Raw genomic sequence first — 13,786 nt, 5'->3', positions numbered from 1 at the left:
GGCTTGCCACAACGGAAGCAATTGAAGATAGCGCCAAATGCGCATATATATTGGGGCAAGTGGCACAGAGGTTGGCAATGCTCGGTTTTCTTCAGACGTCAGAATCGATGACCATACGCGAGCGCCTCGAGATCGCTTCGCACGGCTCCGTCCAGGTTTATGATGGAGCGATGGCATTGAAATTGACAGAGCTCGGCTTTTCCGTGGAGGAAATATATCGTTTCGTCGCACCGCGCCGAACTCTGGCGAGACGCAATGCGAACGGCGAGCCGCTGACGGTCGAGGAAAACGACGGCGCATTGCGTATCGTGCGGATTGCCGAGATGGCTAAGCGCATTTTCGGCGACGGAGCCGTTGCGTTCGATTGGCTGCGCAAGCCCAATCGCGGAATGGACGGCATCGCGCCGATCGATCTGCTGGAATCGGAAACCGGCGCCCGCCTCGTCGAGCAGGCCCTGCACCAGATCGACCACGGGATTTACGTCTAGAGCGGTTCAATTTTTCATGGAAACGCAGAACCGCTCTAACCTTCTGTTTTTACGCAATTCCCGGGCAAGCGCTTCGCGCTTTGCCTGGGAAAACCGCTTCGCACTTTTCCTGGAATTGCTTTAAGCGATGATCTTATGGCGAATCTCGAATTATACCGATCTTTCCGGACGCGGCGGGCTGCTTGCACCGGGACGATGGCATCATCAGGGAATTCCCGTCGTCTATTGCTGTGATCACCCGTCGACTGCGCTCCTCGAAATTCTGGTACAGGTCGATCTGCATCAAATTCCGAGAGATTTTCAGCTCCTGAAAATCCATTGCCCGGATAACATCGAAGTCCTCGATATCGGGATCGATCCTGCTGCGATCAACCAGACCAGCCTGACGCGCGACCGTGGCAGCAAATTACTGGAAGACAATGATTTCTGTCTCCTGCGCGTCCCATCGGCAATCATGCCAGAGGCCACGAATATTCTCATCAATCCGCGTCATCCGGACGCGTCGCGCCTGGCAATCGAAAAAACGATCCGTTATCCTTTCGACAGCCGGCTATTGCGCTGAGGAAAAGCAGAGTTTCCGATCAAGAGCGCCGATTGGCTTAACACCCGCAAGCAGTGCCCTCGCCTCTTCCTCATCTCGTTTGATCTGGGCGACGAGCGGATCGAGGCCGTCGAATTTCAGCTCAGGGCGGAGATAGCCGAAGAACGAGACGGAGCAGAGCTGGCCATAGAGATCGCCGCTGAAATCGAAAAGATAGGTTTCGAGCAGCGGTGCGCCGTTTTCCGTCACCGTCGGGCGGCGACCGTAGCTTGCGACGGCATCGTGGAGCGTGCCGTCCTGGCGACGGAAGCGGACGGCGTAGATGCCGGCGGCAAGATCGACCTCCGGTGGCAGGCGCATGTTGGCCGTGGGAAAACCCAGCTGCCGGCCGAGCTTTTCGCCATCGATCACCTCGGCTTCCACCGTATAGCGGTAACCGAGCATGCCGGCGACTTCGCTGACATTGCCCTCCTTCAGCAGCGCGCGGATATGGCTCGAAGAGACGACATCGGCGTTTTCGTCGCGAAAGGCATCGATCAGGGTGACGCCGAAGCCATAGGTATGGCCGGCATTCATCAGGAAAGCCGGACCGCCCTCGCGGCCGCGGCCAAAATGGAAATCGAAGCCGGTGACGACTTCGGAGGCGCCGAGCCAATCCTTCAGGATCGAATGGATGAAATCATCGGCCGAGCGCTGCGAAAATTCGTAATCGAAGGGATATTCGATGACGGCGCTGAAACCCAGCGTTTCCAGGATCCGGGCCTTCAACGGCGCCGGCGTCAGGCGAAAGACCGGTGTCTGCGGTCGGAAGACCGTGCGCGGATGCGGCTCGAAGGTCAGCACCAAAGCGGGGATACCGCGCGTCTTGGAGATCTCCAGCGCCCGGCTCAACACCGATTGATGGCCGCGGTGCACGCCATCGAAATTGCCGATGGCAATGACGCCGCCCTTCAGATGGGGGGGTAGGGGTTCGCGGGTTTCATTGCGGTGGAAGACGGTCATCGGCTGGCTTCTCTTCATGCAAGGCGTGTCTTCATGCAAGGCGGGGCATCCACCACTTCGGCGCGGCGTTTTCCCGTTCGAGATAGGCGTTGAGGATCGCCTCGTCGGTCTCGCCGTTGAGAGTATATTCCTTAGCGTGGATACCGCCGCTGATGTAGAGGAGGTCGAGGCCGTAATTCAAGGCGCCGCGCACATCGGTCGGCATGCCGTCGCCGATCGCCAGCACGCGGTCGACCGGGAAATCGCCGCGAAGCTCGCGGGCAGCCGCTAGCGTCGCCTCGTAGATCGGCCGGTGCGGCTTGCCGGCGATGCGGGTTTTTCCGCCAAGCTGCTCATAATAGGCGGCCATGGCGCCGGCGCAGGGGATGATGCGATGGCCGCGCTCGACAATGAGGTCGGGATTGGCGCAGATCATCGGCACGTCGCGGGCTTTGAAATCGAGAAGCATGTCGGTGTAATCCTCCGGCTTCTCGGTCTCGTCGTCGAAAAAGCCGGTGCAGACCAGCGATTGCGCTTCGCCCGCCGGCCGGCGCTCGACGCCAATGCCTTCGAGCAGCGCCTTGTCGCGCTCGGGGCCGAGCAGGAAGACGGTCTTCGGCCCTTCTGCGATCAAACCGCGCGTGACGTCGCCAGAGGTGACGATCCTGTCATAGGCGCTGTCGGGAACGCCGATCTGGCGCAGCTGCTCGACCACCTGCCAGGAAAGGCGCGGCGAATTGGTGATGAGGACGACGGCGAGGCCGCTGTCGCCTGCCGCTTCAAGGGCTGCGGCCGCCTTCGGGAACGGATCGACGCCGTTGTGAACGACGCCCCAGACATCGCAGAGCACCACATCATAGTGACCTGATATCTCCGAGAAGTTTTCTATCCGCTTGGCCATTCCGATTTCCCAATTTGCTTCAGTCACCGGTGACATTGCAAAGGCGCAAGGCGATGGCAAGGCATTTTCTTCGCTGCCGGGCCGATGCGAAGAACTCGAACGGCGGTCCGGCAGAGCAGAAGGGCAAAGGGTTTTGACGATTATCGTCAAGCGGCAGATCGCCGACGGCGGACGAGTTCGGCAAAGTTCGGCAGCACCCGGGTTTCGGCCGCAATCTTCGACTATTCTCCGGCCTCTTCACAATTCCGGCACAAAAATTCGTGATTGCTCTCATTGACTCCTCTCGGAGCCATCCCTAAATGCTCGTCGCTAGCACTCACCGCAAGGGAGTGCTAACATCTATCCATGTGGGCCACTCCGGTCCGCGAATGTCATTCGATCGAGGGATTAGACAATGGCAAGCACCAACTTCCGCCCCCTTCACGACCGCGTCGTTGTTCGCCGCGTTGAGTCCGAAGCCAAGACCAAGGGCGGCATCATCATTCCCGATACCGCCAAGGAAAAGCCGCAGGAAGGCGAAATCGTCGCCGTCGGCTCCGGCGCGCGCGATGAGTCCGGCAAGGTCGTCGCACTCGACGTCAAGGCTGGCGACCGCATCCTGTTCGGCAAGTGGTCCGGCACCGAAGTCAAGATCGACGGCGAAGACCTTCTGATCATGAAGGAAGCCGACATCATGGGCATCATCGGCTGATCGGCCGACCTGCTTTCCCGAAATGGCTGACGGGCCTTTTGCCCGAACAACTCGAATTCAGGAGTTAAGAATATGGCATCTAAAGAAATCAAGTTTGGCCGCACCGCGCGCGAAAAGATGCTGCGCGGCGTCGACATTCTCGCCGATGCAGTCAAGGTCACGCTCGGCCCGAAGGGCCGTAACGTCATCATCGACAAGTCCTTCGGCGCTCCGCGCATCACCAAGGACGGCGTTTCGGTCGCCAAGGAAATCGAACTCGAAGACAAGTTCGAAAACATGGGCGCACAGATGGTCCGCGAAGTTGCTTCGAAGACCAACGACATCGCCGGCGACGGCACCACGACGGCTACCGTTCTTGCCCAGGCGATCGTTCGCGAAGGCAACAAGGCCGTTGCAGCCGGCATGAACCCGATGGACCTGAAGCGCGGCATCGACCTCGCTGTCGCTGACGTCGTGAAGGATCTCCAGGCCAAGGCCAAGAAGATCTCGACTTCGGAAGAAGTCGCCCAGGTCGGCACGATCTCCGCAAATGGCGACAAGCAGGTCGGTCTCGACATTGCTGAAGCCATGCAGAAGGTCGGCAACGAAGGCGTCATCACGGTTGAAGAAGCCAAGACTGCCGAAACCGAACTCGAAGTCGTCGAAGGCATGCAGTTCGACCGTGGCTACCTCAGCCCCTACTTCGTGACCAACCCGGAAAAGATGATCGCCGACCTCGAAGACGTCTTCATTCTCCTTCACGAGAAGAAGCTCTCGAACCTGCAGTCGATGCTCCCGGTTCTCGAAGCCGTCGTTCAGACCGGCAAGCCGCTCCTCATCGTCGCTGAAGACGTCGAAGGCGAAGCCTTGGCAACGCTCGTCGTCAACAAGCTGCGCGGTGGCCTGAAGATTGCTGCCGTCAAGGCTCCTGGCTTCGGCGACCGCCGCAAGGCCATGCTCGAAGACATCGCCATCCTGACGGGCGGCACTGTCATCTCCGAAGATCTCGGCATCAAGCTCGAATCCGTCACGCTCGACATGCTCGGCCGTGCCAAGAAGGTTTCGATCTCCAAGGAAAACACCACGATCGTCGACGGTTCGGGCGCCAAGACCGACATCGAAGGCCGTGTTGCCCAGATCAAGGCCCAGATCGAAGAAACCACCTCCGACTACGACCGCGAGAAGCTGCAGGAACGTCTTGCCAAGCTCGCCGGCGGCGTTGCCGTCATCCGCGTCGGCGGCTCGACGGAAGTCGAAGTGAAGGAAAAGAAGGACCGCATCGACGACGCGCTCAACGCGACCCGCGCTGCCGTTCAGGAAGGTATCGTCCCCGGCGGCGGTATCGCTCTGCTCCGCTCCTCCACGAAGATCACCGTCAAAGGTGCAAACGACGACCAGGAAGCCGGCATCAACATCGTTCGCCGCGCCCTGCAGTCGCTCGTTCGTCAGATCGCTGAAAACGCAGGCGACGAAGCCTCGATCGTTGTCGGCAAGGTCCTCGACAAGAACGAAGACAACTTCGGCTACAACGCCCAGACGTCTGAATATGGCGACATGATCGCCATGGGTATCGTCGATCCGCTCAAGGTCGTTCGCACGGCGCTGCAGAACGCTGCTTCTGTCGCATCGCTGCTGATCACCACCGAAGCCATGATCGCCGAACTGCCGAAGAAAGAATCGGCTGGCGGCGGCATGCCGGGCGGCATGGGTGGAATGGGCGGAATGGACATGATGTGATCGGCGAAAGCCATCACTGACCACCATTCCGGCATCCGGAATAGGAAGGGCGGCCCTCGGGTCGCCCTTTTCTTTTGAGCAAAGCGATTCGCGGCAGGCCCGATTGACATAGCCGATGAAACGATTACCCGGCTCTCTACTGCAGCCCCAGGCGCGAAGCTTGCGCCAGGCTTGCGTTGCCCGCGTCTTTCTCAGCCCACCGACATGCGAGAGATCACAGCGTTACGACAAGATTTCCGGGCTCACGCGGAATGAAAACGCTTCCAAAGCCCTCAAAGGACGATCTTTCGATGCTGTTTCTCGCGAAATCGCACGCAAATGCAGGGATCTCACGAAATGAGGCCGATCCGAATACCCCTTAAAAAGCCGTTGCCGTTTGTCCAAAAGCCCCTATAAATCCGCGCTGCAATTAAAGCGCGCCCGGCGATAGTTTTTCGTCAATAGACGAGGCCGGAGCGCGGAAGGCGATACGTGAACGTTCGGCTTCGAGGGGCTCCTGTTACGGAGGCCAGATGGCCGTGGCAATAATCGCCGGATGAAGCGCGGGCATCATGCCCGCTGCTGCGTGATCCTGTTTCTTTGTGTTTGCCGAGCGTGCGACGGGAGCCGCATCCGAACGGGAGAACGCCTTGTTTAAGATCGCCAGAGCCAATGCAGCCGTACCTTTGACGCCCGGCTCGTTTGATGACGCCAATCAAAATCACGAGATGTTGGCGCAGTTTTCCGTTTCCGAAGCCTGGACTGGAGATTTTTCGAGCGGCATGCTCCGTCTCGGCGAGTGGAGCGCGATGCTGCACGGCCTCGCCGCACGGGAATGCGGACTTTTAAGCTTGATCCGCTGCTATGATGCCAAGGACCGCAGCCACATATTGGAGCTGTTCGAGCAGGCGGCGACGCTCTGCTCCTCCTTCTGTTTTTCGACGACGATCATTATGCCGAACGGCTTTCGCCAGCCGCTCTTCTGCATGGGCGAGTCTAACGGTCTGGAAGAAAAATTCAGCGGCAGCATGGTCGGCGTCTTCGTCTTTCCGCGCTTCAAGCTGGAAGGCGCAAAGCAGATCACAAGTCGGCGATAGGCCGGAAATCAAGATAAAAGGCCGCCTCGAGGGCGGCCTTCGTGCTTTCCGGCGATCCGTTCGCTACTCCGGCTTGACCGGTATGTTGAGGCCCCTGGCACTTGCCGGACGAGCGATGCAGCGCTCCAGCCAATCCGAGACGGCGGGAAATTTCGCGTATTCGAGAACCTCGCGGCCGCCATAGAAAATATCGGCACCGCGAACCCAGGTGAAGGTGGTGATGTCGGCGATCGTGTACTGATCGCCCATGATCCACTGACGGCCCTTCAACCGGTCTTCAAGCACCCCGAGCAGGCGCTTGGATTCATCGCGATAACGCTCCACCGGGTAAGAGTTGTTGGCGACCTTGTCGGCGGCGAATTTGTAGAAATGTCCGAACTGGCCGAACATCGGGCCGATGCCCGCCATCTGGAAAAACACCCACTGGATGGTTTCGTAGCGGCCGGCGGCATCGGCAGGGATGAGCTTGCCGGTTTTTTCGGCGAGATAAAGCAGGATGGCGCCGGATTCGAAAAGGCCGATCGGCTTTCCGTCCGGACCGTTCGGATCGATGATCGCCGGAATGCGGCCGTTCGGGTTGAGAGATTCGAATTCCGTCGACTTCTGCTCGTTGGCGGCGAAGGAAACATAGTGCGGCTCATAGGCGAGGCCGAGCTCTTCGAGAGCGACGGAGACCTTCACCCCATTCGGCGTCTGCAGGGAATAGAGCTGGATGATGTCGGGATTTTTCGCCGGCCAGCGCGTCGTGATCGGAAATGCGGAAAGATCTGCCATCGGATTCTCCATGTTGGGCGCCGACCATAAAAACCGGGCTCGGCAAAGGCAAGCAGGGGCAGCGGTAAAGAGATCGTTCGACATTAGTGAACGAAGTGTCCGCTTCCGTTTACCTTTCCACAACGCAAGAAAAAAGCGACATAGAGGCATCCGAGGTCGAACCGGTGCCGGGGCACCAAGATCTCCAAAGTCCTTGAAACGGAGACAACGTCCATGTCGAACAACGTCATCATCCTGATTGCCCGTATCCTGCTTTCCTTCATGTTCATCTTCGCCGGCTTCGGCAAGGTGACCGATCCGGCCTCGACCGCCGGCATGATCGCCGGTGCCGGCCTTCCGGCTTCCACCGCGCTCGCCTATCTCGCCGGCCTCTTCGAACTCGCAACCGGCATTGCCGTGCTCGTCGGCTTCCAGGTCCGCATCGTCGGCTGGCTGCTCGCCGTCTTCTGTGTTTTCACCGGCCTCGTCTTCCACCTTGCGCCGGTCAACGTTCCGGATTTCCCGGCTGCCGCTAACGGCTGGATCAACGGCCTGAACTTCGTCAATCTCATGAAGAACATCACGCTCGCCGGCGCCTATATCATGCTCGCCACCAATGGCGCAGGCGCCTACTCGCTCGACGCCCGCCGCGGTGCCTACGCAGCCGCCTGACACCAGCAGACATCCTTCCGGACATACAGAACCCGCCGTCATCCGACGGCGGGTTTTTCTATGCCTTTATGACTGAGATCAGAGGGCGGCACGCACCGCGTCGATGATCGCCTGCACAGCGGGCTCGCCGGCATGGCTCTCCTTGCGGGCGCGCACCAGGCAGGCCTGCGAATGCAGGATGACACCGTCCTGGAGCACCTTCAGGTGGTTGGCGCGCAGCGTCGAGCCGGTGGAGGTGATATCGACGATGATATCGGCCGAGCCGGAGGCGGGAGCGCCCTCGGTGGCGCCCAGGCTTTCGACGATGCGATAAAGCTGGATGCCGTGCTGGCTCGAAAAGAATTGCTGGGTCAGCCGCCAGTATTTGGTGGCGATGGCAAGGCGCCTGGAGTGGCGGGCGCGAAAATCGGCGGCAACATCGACGAGATCGGCCATGGTGTCGACATCGAGCCAGATCTCCGGCACGGCGACGACGACATCGGCGTGGCCAAAGCCGAGGCGGGCGCAGAATTCGACGCGCTTGTCGACTTCGGCAAACCCCTCCCGCATCAGATCCTCGCCGGTGACGCCGAAATCGACGGTGCCGTTGCCGATTTCACGGGAGATTTCGGAAGCCGAAAGGAAGGCGATTTCCACATCGTCCCAGCCTTCGACGCGGCCGCGATAGGAGCGGTCGTTGCCGACCGCAGAAATCGTCATGCCGGCACGTTCGAAGATCGCCGAAGCGTCTTCCTTCATCCGGCCCTTGGAGGGAAGCGCGATGGTGATGGTCATGCGGCTGCCCTTTCGGTTTCGATACGGTCGAGCCAGAAGGAGAAGCCGACGGCCGGGATGCGGTCCGTCGCACCGAGGAAAGTCAGGAGCCGATCGAAGCGGCCGCCGCCGGCCAGAACCGCGGTCGAGCCTTCCACCGTCACCTCGAAGACGAGGCCGGTGTAATAGTCGAGCGGCCGTCCGAAGGCGGCGCGGTAGTCGAGGCAGGAAAGATCGACGCCGGCATTGGAAAGCGCTGCAACGCGGCCGTTGAAGCGCGAGAGTGCGTTGCCGAGTTTCAGGCCGGCAGCATCGGCGAAACCGGAAAGGGCCGCGGACGCATTGACGAGCGGCACGTCGAGCGACAGGAACTCTTCCAGCACATGGAAGGCGGCATCGTCGAGGCGCGTTTCGGACAGGATGAGCTTTTCCTTGAGCCTTCGGGCGATCTCCAAGGCCGAGCGGCCGGCATTCGTCGAATAGCCGGTCTTCTGCATCTCGCGCTCGAGATGGGCGACCAGCGCCTGCTCGTCGCCCGATGCGACAAGCCTGGCAATATCGTCGTCCAGCCCGGTGACGAATTGCGGGCTGACGAGGCTGGCAAGCAGTGCTTCCAGCTGCGTCATATTGCCGAAGGCGTGGATCAGGCGCTTCTGCCAGCCGAGCGGCAGGCCGAGCGCCTGGACGACAGCCTCGAACACTGCCTGGTCGCCCAATGTCACGGCTAAGCGCCGGCCCGGCAGCAGGCGGGCGAGAATGCCAGTGGCATCGCCGATGGCGCGGGCGTCGGCGTTTGACAGGTCGATATCGCCAAGATCCTCGATGCCGGCCTGATAGAATTCATTGGCACCGTCGCGGCGCTGGCGGAAAACCTCGCCGAGATAGGCATAACGCTTCGGCGTGCCGGTCGCCGTCTCGATGTGGCGCAGACAGACGGGGATGGTGAATTCGGGACGCAGGCAAAGGCTGGCGCCGGTTTCACTCTCCGTCATGAAGATGCGGCGGCGCAGATCCTCGCCGGCGATATCCAGGAAAGGTTCGGCCGGCTGAATGACAGGCGTATCGATGCGCTCGGCGTTGCGCTCGATGAATTCGGCAATGAGGTCGTTGGCGAATTCGGGGAGATTGATCAGGGGCATCGTGTCGCTCCTGGGAAAAGACCCCTCCCCAACCCCTCCCCACAAGGGGGAGGCACTAACCCGCAGCGGTCGCCGAAATAAATTGAGAGCGCTCTCGATGAAGCAACCGCCGAGTTGGGCACAGCGTTGCGACTTAAAGCCCCTCCCCCTTGTGGGGAGGGGTTGGGGAGGGGTTTATTACGCATTCGCCGCTCGCTTCCGATCCTCGGCCTGGGCGGCAAGGATTTCCTTCACCTTGGCGACGAGGTCGGCTTCCGGCGCCGTCTCCTGCGCGACGCGCGCTTCGCGCCAGCTGGCATTGTCCTCGATCTCGCCGGAGAGCCGCTTGCCTTCGATCAGATCCTTGATCTGCACGACGCTTGTCGCGCGCTCGTCGCCGCCCTGGATGATGGCGACGGGGCAGCCGCGGCGATCGGCATATTTCAGCTGGTTGCCGAACTTCTTCCAGTTGCCCTGGAACATCTCGGCGCGGATGCCGGCGGCGCGCAGTTCCTGCGTCATCTTCTGATAGCGGCCCATCGCCTCGACATCGCCGTCCATGACGGTCACCAGCACCGGCTCGATGACCTCGGTGGCACCAAGCTTGCCGAGGTTCTTCAGCGCCGTCATCAGCCTGGAGACGCCGATCGAAAAGCCCGTCGCCGGAACCGGCTGGCCCATGAAGCGGGAGACGAGGCCGTCATAACGGCCGCCACCGCCGACCGAACCGAAGACGACTTTTTCGCCCTTTTCGTTGGTGACGTCGAAGGTCAGTTCGGCCTCATAGACCGGGCCTGTATAATATTCGAGCCCGCGCACGACGGAGGGGTCGATCTTGATGCGGTCAGGGCCATAGCCCGCGCTGGTCACCAGCGCACCGATGAAATTCAGCTCCTCGACGCCTTCGCCACCCCTGGCGGTTCCCGCAACCAGCTCGGCGAGACGGACAGCGCTTTCGGCATAGTCCGTGATGCCGACAAAGAACAGCACCTTGTCGATCTGCCCCTTGTCGAGACCGGCGCCCTTGGTGAAGTCGCCGGATTCATCCTTGCGGCCAGGACCGAGCAGCAGGGCCACGCCCTCCGGGCCAAACTTATCGAGCTTGTCGATGGCGCGCAGCACGTTGAGCCGTTGGCCGGCCTTGTCCTCGCCGCCGAGACCGATCGCCTCGAGCACGCCATCCAGAACCTTGCGGTTATTGACGCGGATGACATAGTCGCCGCGCTTGATGCCGAGGGCTTCCAGCGTATCGGCCATCATCATGCACATTTCGGCATCGGCCTGGACGCCAGGCGCGCCGACGGTATCGGCATCGAACTGCATGAACTGGCGGAAGCGGCCTGGGCCTGGCTTCTCGTTGCGGAAGACATAGCCGGCGCGATAGGTGCGATAGGGCAACTGGATCTCGTTGAAATTCTCGGCGACATGACGGGCGAGCGGCGCCGTCAGGTCGTAACGCAGCGACATCCATTGCTCGTCATCGTCCTGCAGCGAGAACACGCCCTCGTTCGGCCGGTCGCTGTCGGGCAGGAACTTGCCGAGCGCATCGGTATATTCGAACAGCGGCGTTTCGAGCGGATCGAAACCATAATGCTCATAGACTTCCCGGATCTTTGCCGTCATCTCGTTGACGGCGCGGATATCGCCGGCCGTCCGGTCGACGAAGCCGCGCGGCAGGCGGGCCTTGAGCTTTTGCGGTTTCTTCTGCTTGTCGTTCATTTCCGGCAATTCCACTGACTGTGACAGTGGCGGTTTCCTAGCGGATTGGGCGGGGAGCGGCAAGGGCGAAGGCCCTTGATGTCACGACGAGAATCGATTGAACGAAGAGGCATCATCAGAAATGCGGATATGCTCATGATCACCGAGGCGCTTCTCTATGCCGCGACCTTGCCGCTGACCGGCAAGCCGCATCGAAAGTTTATCCGTTATTCCGTCAATCTCTGGTCGCGCGCCGGGCGCTGTGCGGCGGATTGGGCCGAACATGAGGAGATGAGCCGGAAGGCGATCCTGACGGCGACGGCCGACCTCAAGCAGAAGCGGACCGCCGTCGTCCTCGGCTCCGGCCCGTTGCGCGACGTGCCGATCGAGGTGCTGGCGCGGGATTTCGACACCGTCGTACTGGTCGATCTCGTTCATCTCGCCTCGGTGCGCCTGTGGCTGTCGGCCAAGTTCTATCGCAATGTCCGGCTGATCGAGCGCGATCTCTCCGGCTATGATGAACTTGCCGCCGGCCGCGAGCCCGAACCGCTCGGCTTCCTGCGCGGCGTGCCCTATCTCGATTTCGTGGTTTCCGCCAACCTGTTGTCGCAGATCGGCCGCGGCGTGAAACGGCGCCATGAGGCCGAGGCCGGGCGAATGCCTGAAGACACGGTGGAAAGGCTGGTCTCGGCACATCTGACCGGACTGTCGGGGCTTCCCTGCCGCAACTGCCTGGTAACCGACATCGCCTATGCCGTCATCGACCGCAACGGCAAGACGCATGAGGAGGCGGACCTGCTGCATGGCGTTTTAGCGCCGCCGGCAAAAGCAACTTGGACATGGCCGGTCGCGCCGCTTGGCGAAGAGAGCAAGGATTATAGGATCGAGCACAAGGTCATTGCCGCCTGGTGATCAGGATGTGACCGCCGGCAGTATTTGGTTGCAGCCGGCATTCACCGCGAGCCGAGATGAACGCCTGGCTCAAGGCCCACGGCAAGTAGTCGATCGTTGATGAAAAGGGGAACGCCGGAAATGTCAGGCGTTCCCCAAGACTTATGTTGGCGAGGTCAATCCTTCGGCTCGAAATCGGCCGGACGACGGCCGGCGCCCTGTCGCGCCAGCATCCAGCCCGGATATTCGGGCGCAAGCGCGCTGACCTCGTCGAGCTTCTTCATATCGTCTTCATCGAGCTTCAGCTTGACGGCGGCAAGGTTCTGGTCGAGCTGGTCGACACGCTTGGCGCCGATGATGACTGTGGTGACGAAAGGTTTGGCGAGGATATAGGCGAGCGCCACGGTGGCGACGCTGACGCCGTGTTTCTCGGCGACTTCGCGCATGACGGCGACGCAGGCCCAGGCCTTGTCCTTGTCGACGGGCGGGAAATCGAAACTGGCGCGGCGGCCTTCACCGTTGCCGGGCGCGCCGGGACCGTACTTGCCGGAGAGCAGGCCGCCGGCGAGCGGCGACCAGACCATCAGGCCGAGCTTTTCCTCCTGCATCATCGGCACGATGTCGCGTTCGAGATCGCGGCCGGCGATGGAGTAATAGGCCTGCACGGTTTCGAAACGGGCAAAGCCCCGCCGTTCGGAGAGGCCGAGCGCCTTGGAAATGCGCCAGGCCTGCCAGTTGGAGACGCCGATATAACGCACGAGGCCGCGGGAAACGAGATCGTCAAGAGCGCGCAACGTCTCCTCAATCGGCGTCACCGTATCGGTCGCGTGGATCTGATAGAGATCGATATGATCGGTCTGCAGGCGCTTGAGGCTTGCCTCCACCGAATCCATGATGTGACCGCGCGAGGCGCCGCGGTCGTTCGGCTTGTCGCCCATGACGCCGTAGACCTTGGTCGCGATGACGACGTCCTTGCGCGGGATGTCGAGGTTCTTCAGCGCCTGGCCGAGCAGCCTTTCGGACTCGCCGGATGAATAGACGTCGGCCGTGTCGATGAAATTGACGCCCGATGCAAGCGAGCGCTCGACGATCCGGTCGGCGGCATTCTGGTCGACGTCGGCGATGGCGCCCCACATACTGCCCTGTTTGGCTTCGCCGAAGGTCATCGTGCCCAGGCAGATTTCCGAGACGAAAAGTCCCGTATTTCCGAGTTGATTGTAACGCATGGTCGAAAAATTCCTTTGTGTCTGCCGCAAGAGGGGCTTGCGAACTACTGAACTTCATTTTTTGATTATTGGCCTGCATATGACAGGCACAGCCGTGGCTGGCTGCAAGGTGAGGCGATTTTCATGTAGTGCGGCGGCGGCGCTTTTCAACGCCGTAGCTTGGCTGTGCGGAGGCGGATGCCCTTGTCTCGACACAGGCAGCCGATAGATTGTCGGCCATATTTCAAGAACAGGATGATTTTAGACCGGGTCGGCCTAAAATCTGAATCCTGTTCTAATTT

The 13,786-nt window shown here is 60.7% G+C and carries 15 protein-coding genes; 8 read left to right on the top strand and 7 right to left on the bottom strand.

Annotated elements, in window-relative coordinates; genetic code table 11:
• Nucleotides 1-77 precede the first annotated feature (77 nt).
• Nucleotides 78-488 carry an antitoxin Xre/MbcA/ParS toxin-binding domain-containing protein gene (locus tag OLZ32_RS09730; RefSeq protein ID WP_003545804.1) on the top strand — a complete coding sequence of 137 codons (411 nt, stop codon included), beginning with the start codon at nt 78-80 and terminating at the stop codon, nt 486-488.
• Nucleotides 489-615: 127 nt separating this feature from the next.
• Nucleotides 616-1,050: an RES family NAD+ phosphorylase gene (locus OLZ32_RS09725; protein ID WP_003545802.1), complete on the top strand. Its 435-nt coding sequence runs from the start codon at nt 616-618 to the stop codon at nt 1,048-1,050.
• Here the strand turns inward: OLZ32_RS09725 and OLZ32_RS09720 are convergent.
• Nucleotides 1,039-2,031 carry a bifunctional riboflavin kinase/FAD synthetase gene (locus OLZ32_RS09720; RefSeq protein ID WP_026160117.1) on the bottom strand — a complete coding sequence of 331 codons (993 nt, stop codon included), beginning with the start codon at nt 2,029-2,031 and terminating at the stop codon, nt 1,039-1,041. The genes OLZ32_RS09725 and OLZ32_RS09720 overlap by 12 nt on opposite strands.
• A 31-nt stretch (nt 2,032-2,062) precedes the next feature.
• Nucleotides 2,063-2,911, bottom strand: a complete 849-nt coding sequence (locus OLZ32_RS09715; protein ID WP_264420761.1) for a TIGR01459 family HAD-type hydrolase — start codon at nt 2,909-2,911, stop codon at nt 2,063-2,065.
• On the opposite strand from OLZ32_RS09715, the gene OLZ32_RS09710 reads away from it, so the two are divergent.
• From OLZ32_RS09710 to OLZ32_RS09695, 4 genes are all read left to right on the top strand, one after another.
• The gene (locus tag OLZ32_RS09710) at nt 2,904-3,188 is read left to right on the top strand and encodes a hypothetical protein (RefSeq protein WP_264420759.1); all 285 of its coding nucleotides are present in this window, start codon (nt 2,904-2,906) and stop codon (nt 3,186-3,188) included. The two genes, OLZ32_RS09715 and OLZ32_RS09710, sit on opposite strands and share 8 nt — an antisense overlap.
• A gap of 117 nt (nt 3,189-3,305) precedes the next feature.
• Nucleotides 3,306-3,602: a co-chaperone GroES gene (gene groES, locus OLZ32_RS09705; RefSeq protein WP_003545797.1), complete on the top strand. Its 297-nt coding sequence runs from the start codon at nt 3,306-3,308 to the stop codon at nt 3,600-3,602.
• A 72-nt stretch (nt 3,603-3,674) separates the two neighbouring features.
• Nucleotides 3,675-5,318, top strand: coding sequence for a chaperonin GroEL (gene groL, locus OLZ32_RS09700; RefSeq protein ID WP_003545786.1), 1,644 nt, complete (start codon nt 3,675-3,677; stop codon nt 5,316-5,318).
• Nucleotides 5,319-5,947: 629 nt separating this feature from the next.
• Nucleotides 5,948-6,394: a hypothetical protein gene (locus tag OLZ32_RS09695; RefSeq protein ID WP_264420757.1), complete on the top strand. Its 447-nt coding sequence runs from the start codon at nt 5,948-5,950 to the stop codon at nt 6,392-6,394.
• Nucleotides 6,395-6,457: 63 nt separating this feature from the next.
• On the opposite strand, the gene OLZ32_RS09690 is transcribed toward OLZ32_RS09695, so the two are convergent.
• Nucleotides 6,458-7,168: a glutathione binding-like protein gene (locus OLZ32_RS09690; RefSeq protein WP_240602044.1), complete on the bottom strand. Its 711-nt coding sequence runs from the start codon at nt 7,166-7,168 to the stop codon at nt 6,458-6,460.
• A gap of 213 nt (nt 7,169-7,381) precedes the next feature.
• On the opposite strand from OLZ32_RS09690, the gene OLZ32_RS09685 reads away from it, so the two are divergent.
• Nucleotides 7,382-7,819 carry a DoxX family protein gene (locus tag OLZ32_RS09685; RefSeq protein WP_011650625.1) on the top strand — a complete coding sequence of 146 codons (438 nt, stop codon included), beginning with the start codon at nt 7,382-7,384 and terminating at the stop codon, nt 7,817-7,819.
• 78 nt (nt 7,820-7,897) lie between these two features.
• Here the strand turns inward: OLZ32_RS09685 and hisG are convergent, their stop codons facing one another.
• The 3 genes from hisG to hisS all read right to left on the bottom strand — a co-directional run bounded on the left by hisG (nt 7,898) and on the right by hisS (nt 11,409).
• Nucleotides 7,898-8,593, bottom strand: a complete 696-nt coding sequence (gene hisG, locus OLZ32_RS09680) for an ATP phosphoribosyltransferase (RefSeq protein ID WP_012756202.1) — start codon at nt 8,591-8,593, stop codon at nt 7,898-7,900.
• Nucleotides 8,590-9,711 (bottom strand): ATP phosphoribosyltransferase regulatory subunit, encoded by a 1,122-nt coding sequence (locus OLZ32_RS09675; RefSeq protein WP_028743742.1) that lies wholly within the window; start codon nt 9,709-9,711, stop codon nt 8,590-8,592. The genes hisG and OLZ32_RS09675 overlap by 4 nt, the downstream gene beginning before the upstream one ends.
• Nucleotides 9,712-9,888: 177 nt before the next feature.
• Entirely contained in the window at nt 9,889-11,409 is a 1,521-nt protein-coding gene (gene hisS / locus OLZ32_RS09670) for a histidine--tRNA ligase (RefSeq protein ID WP_264420749.1), read from the bottom strand.
• A 129-nt stretch (nt 11,410-11,538) separates the two neighbouring features.
• On the opposite strand from hisS, the gene OLZ32_RS09665 reads away from it, so the two are divergent.
• Entirely contained in the window at nt 11,539-12,300 is a 762-nt protein-coding gene (locus OLZ32_RS09665; RefSeq protein ID WP_264420747.1) for a hypothetical protein, read from the top strand.
• 155 nt (nt 12,301-12,455) lie between these two features.
• On the opposite strand, the gene OLZ32_RS09660 is transcribed toward OLZ32_RS09665, so the two are convergent.
• Nucleotides 12,456-13,505 (bottom strand): aldo/keto reductase, encoded by a 1,050-nt coding sequence (locus tag OLZ32_RS09660; RefSeq protein ID WP_018449391.1) that lies wholly within the window; start codon nt 13,503-13,505, stop codon nt 12,456-12,458.
• Between the last annotated feature and the right edge of the window lie 281 nt (nt 13,506-13,786).

The organism is Rhizobium acaciae (assembly GCF_025941625.1).
GTDB lineage: Bacteria > Pseudomonadota > Alphaproteobacteria > Rhizobiales > Rhizobiaceae > Rhizobium > Rhizobium acaciae.
The sequence above is the reverse complement of the archived record's forward strand: the minus strand, read 5'-3'. Positions and strand labels throughout refer to the sequence as shown.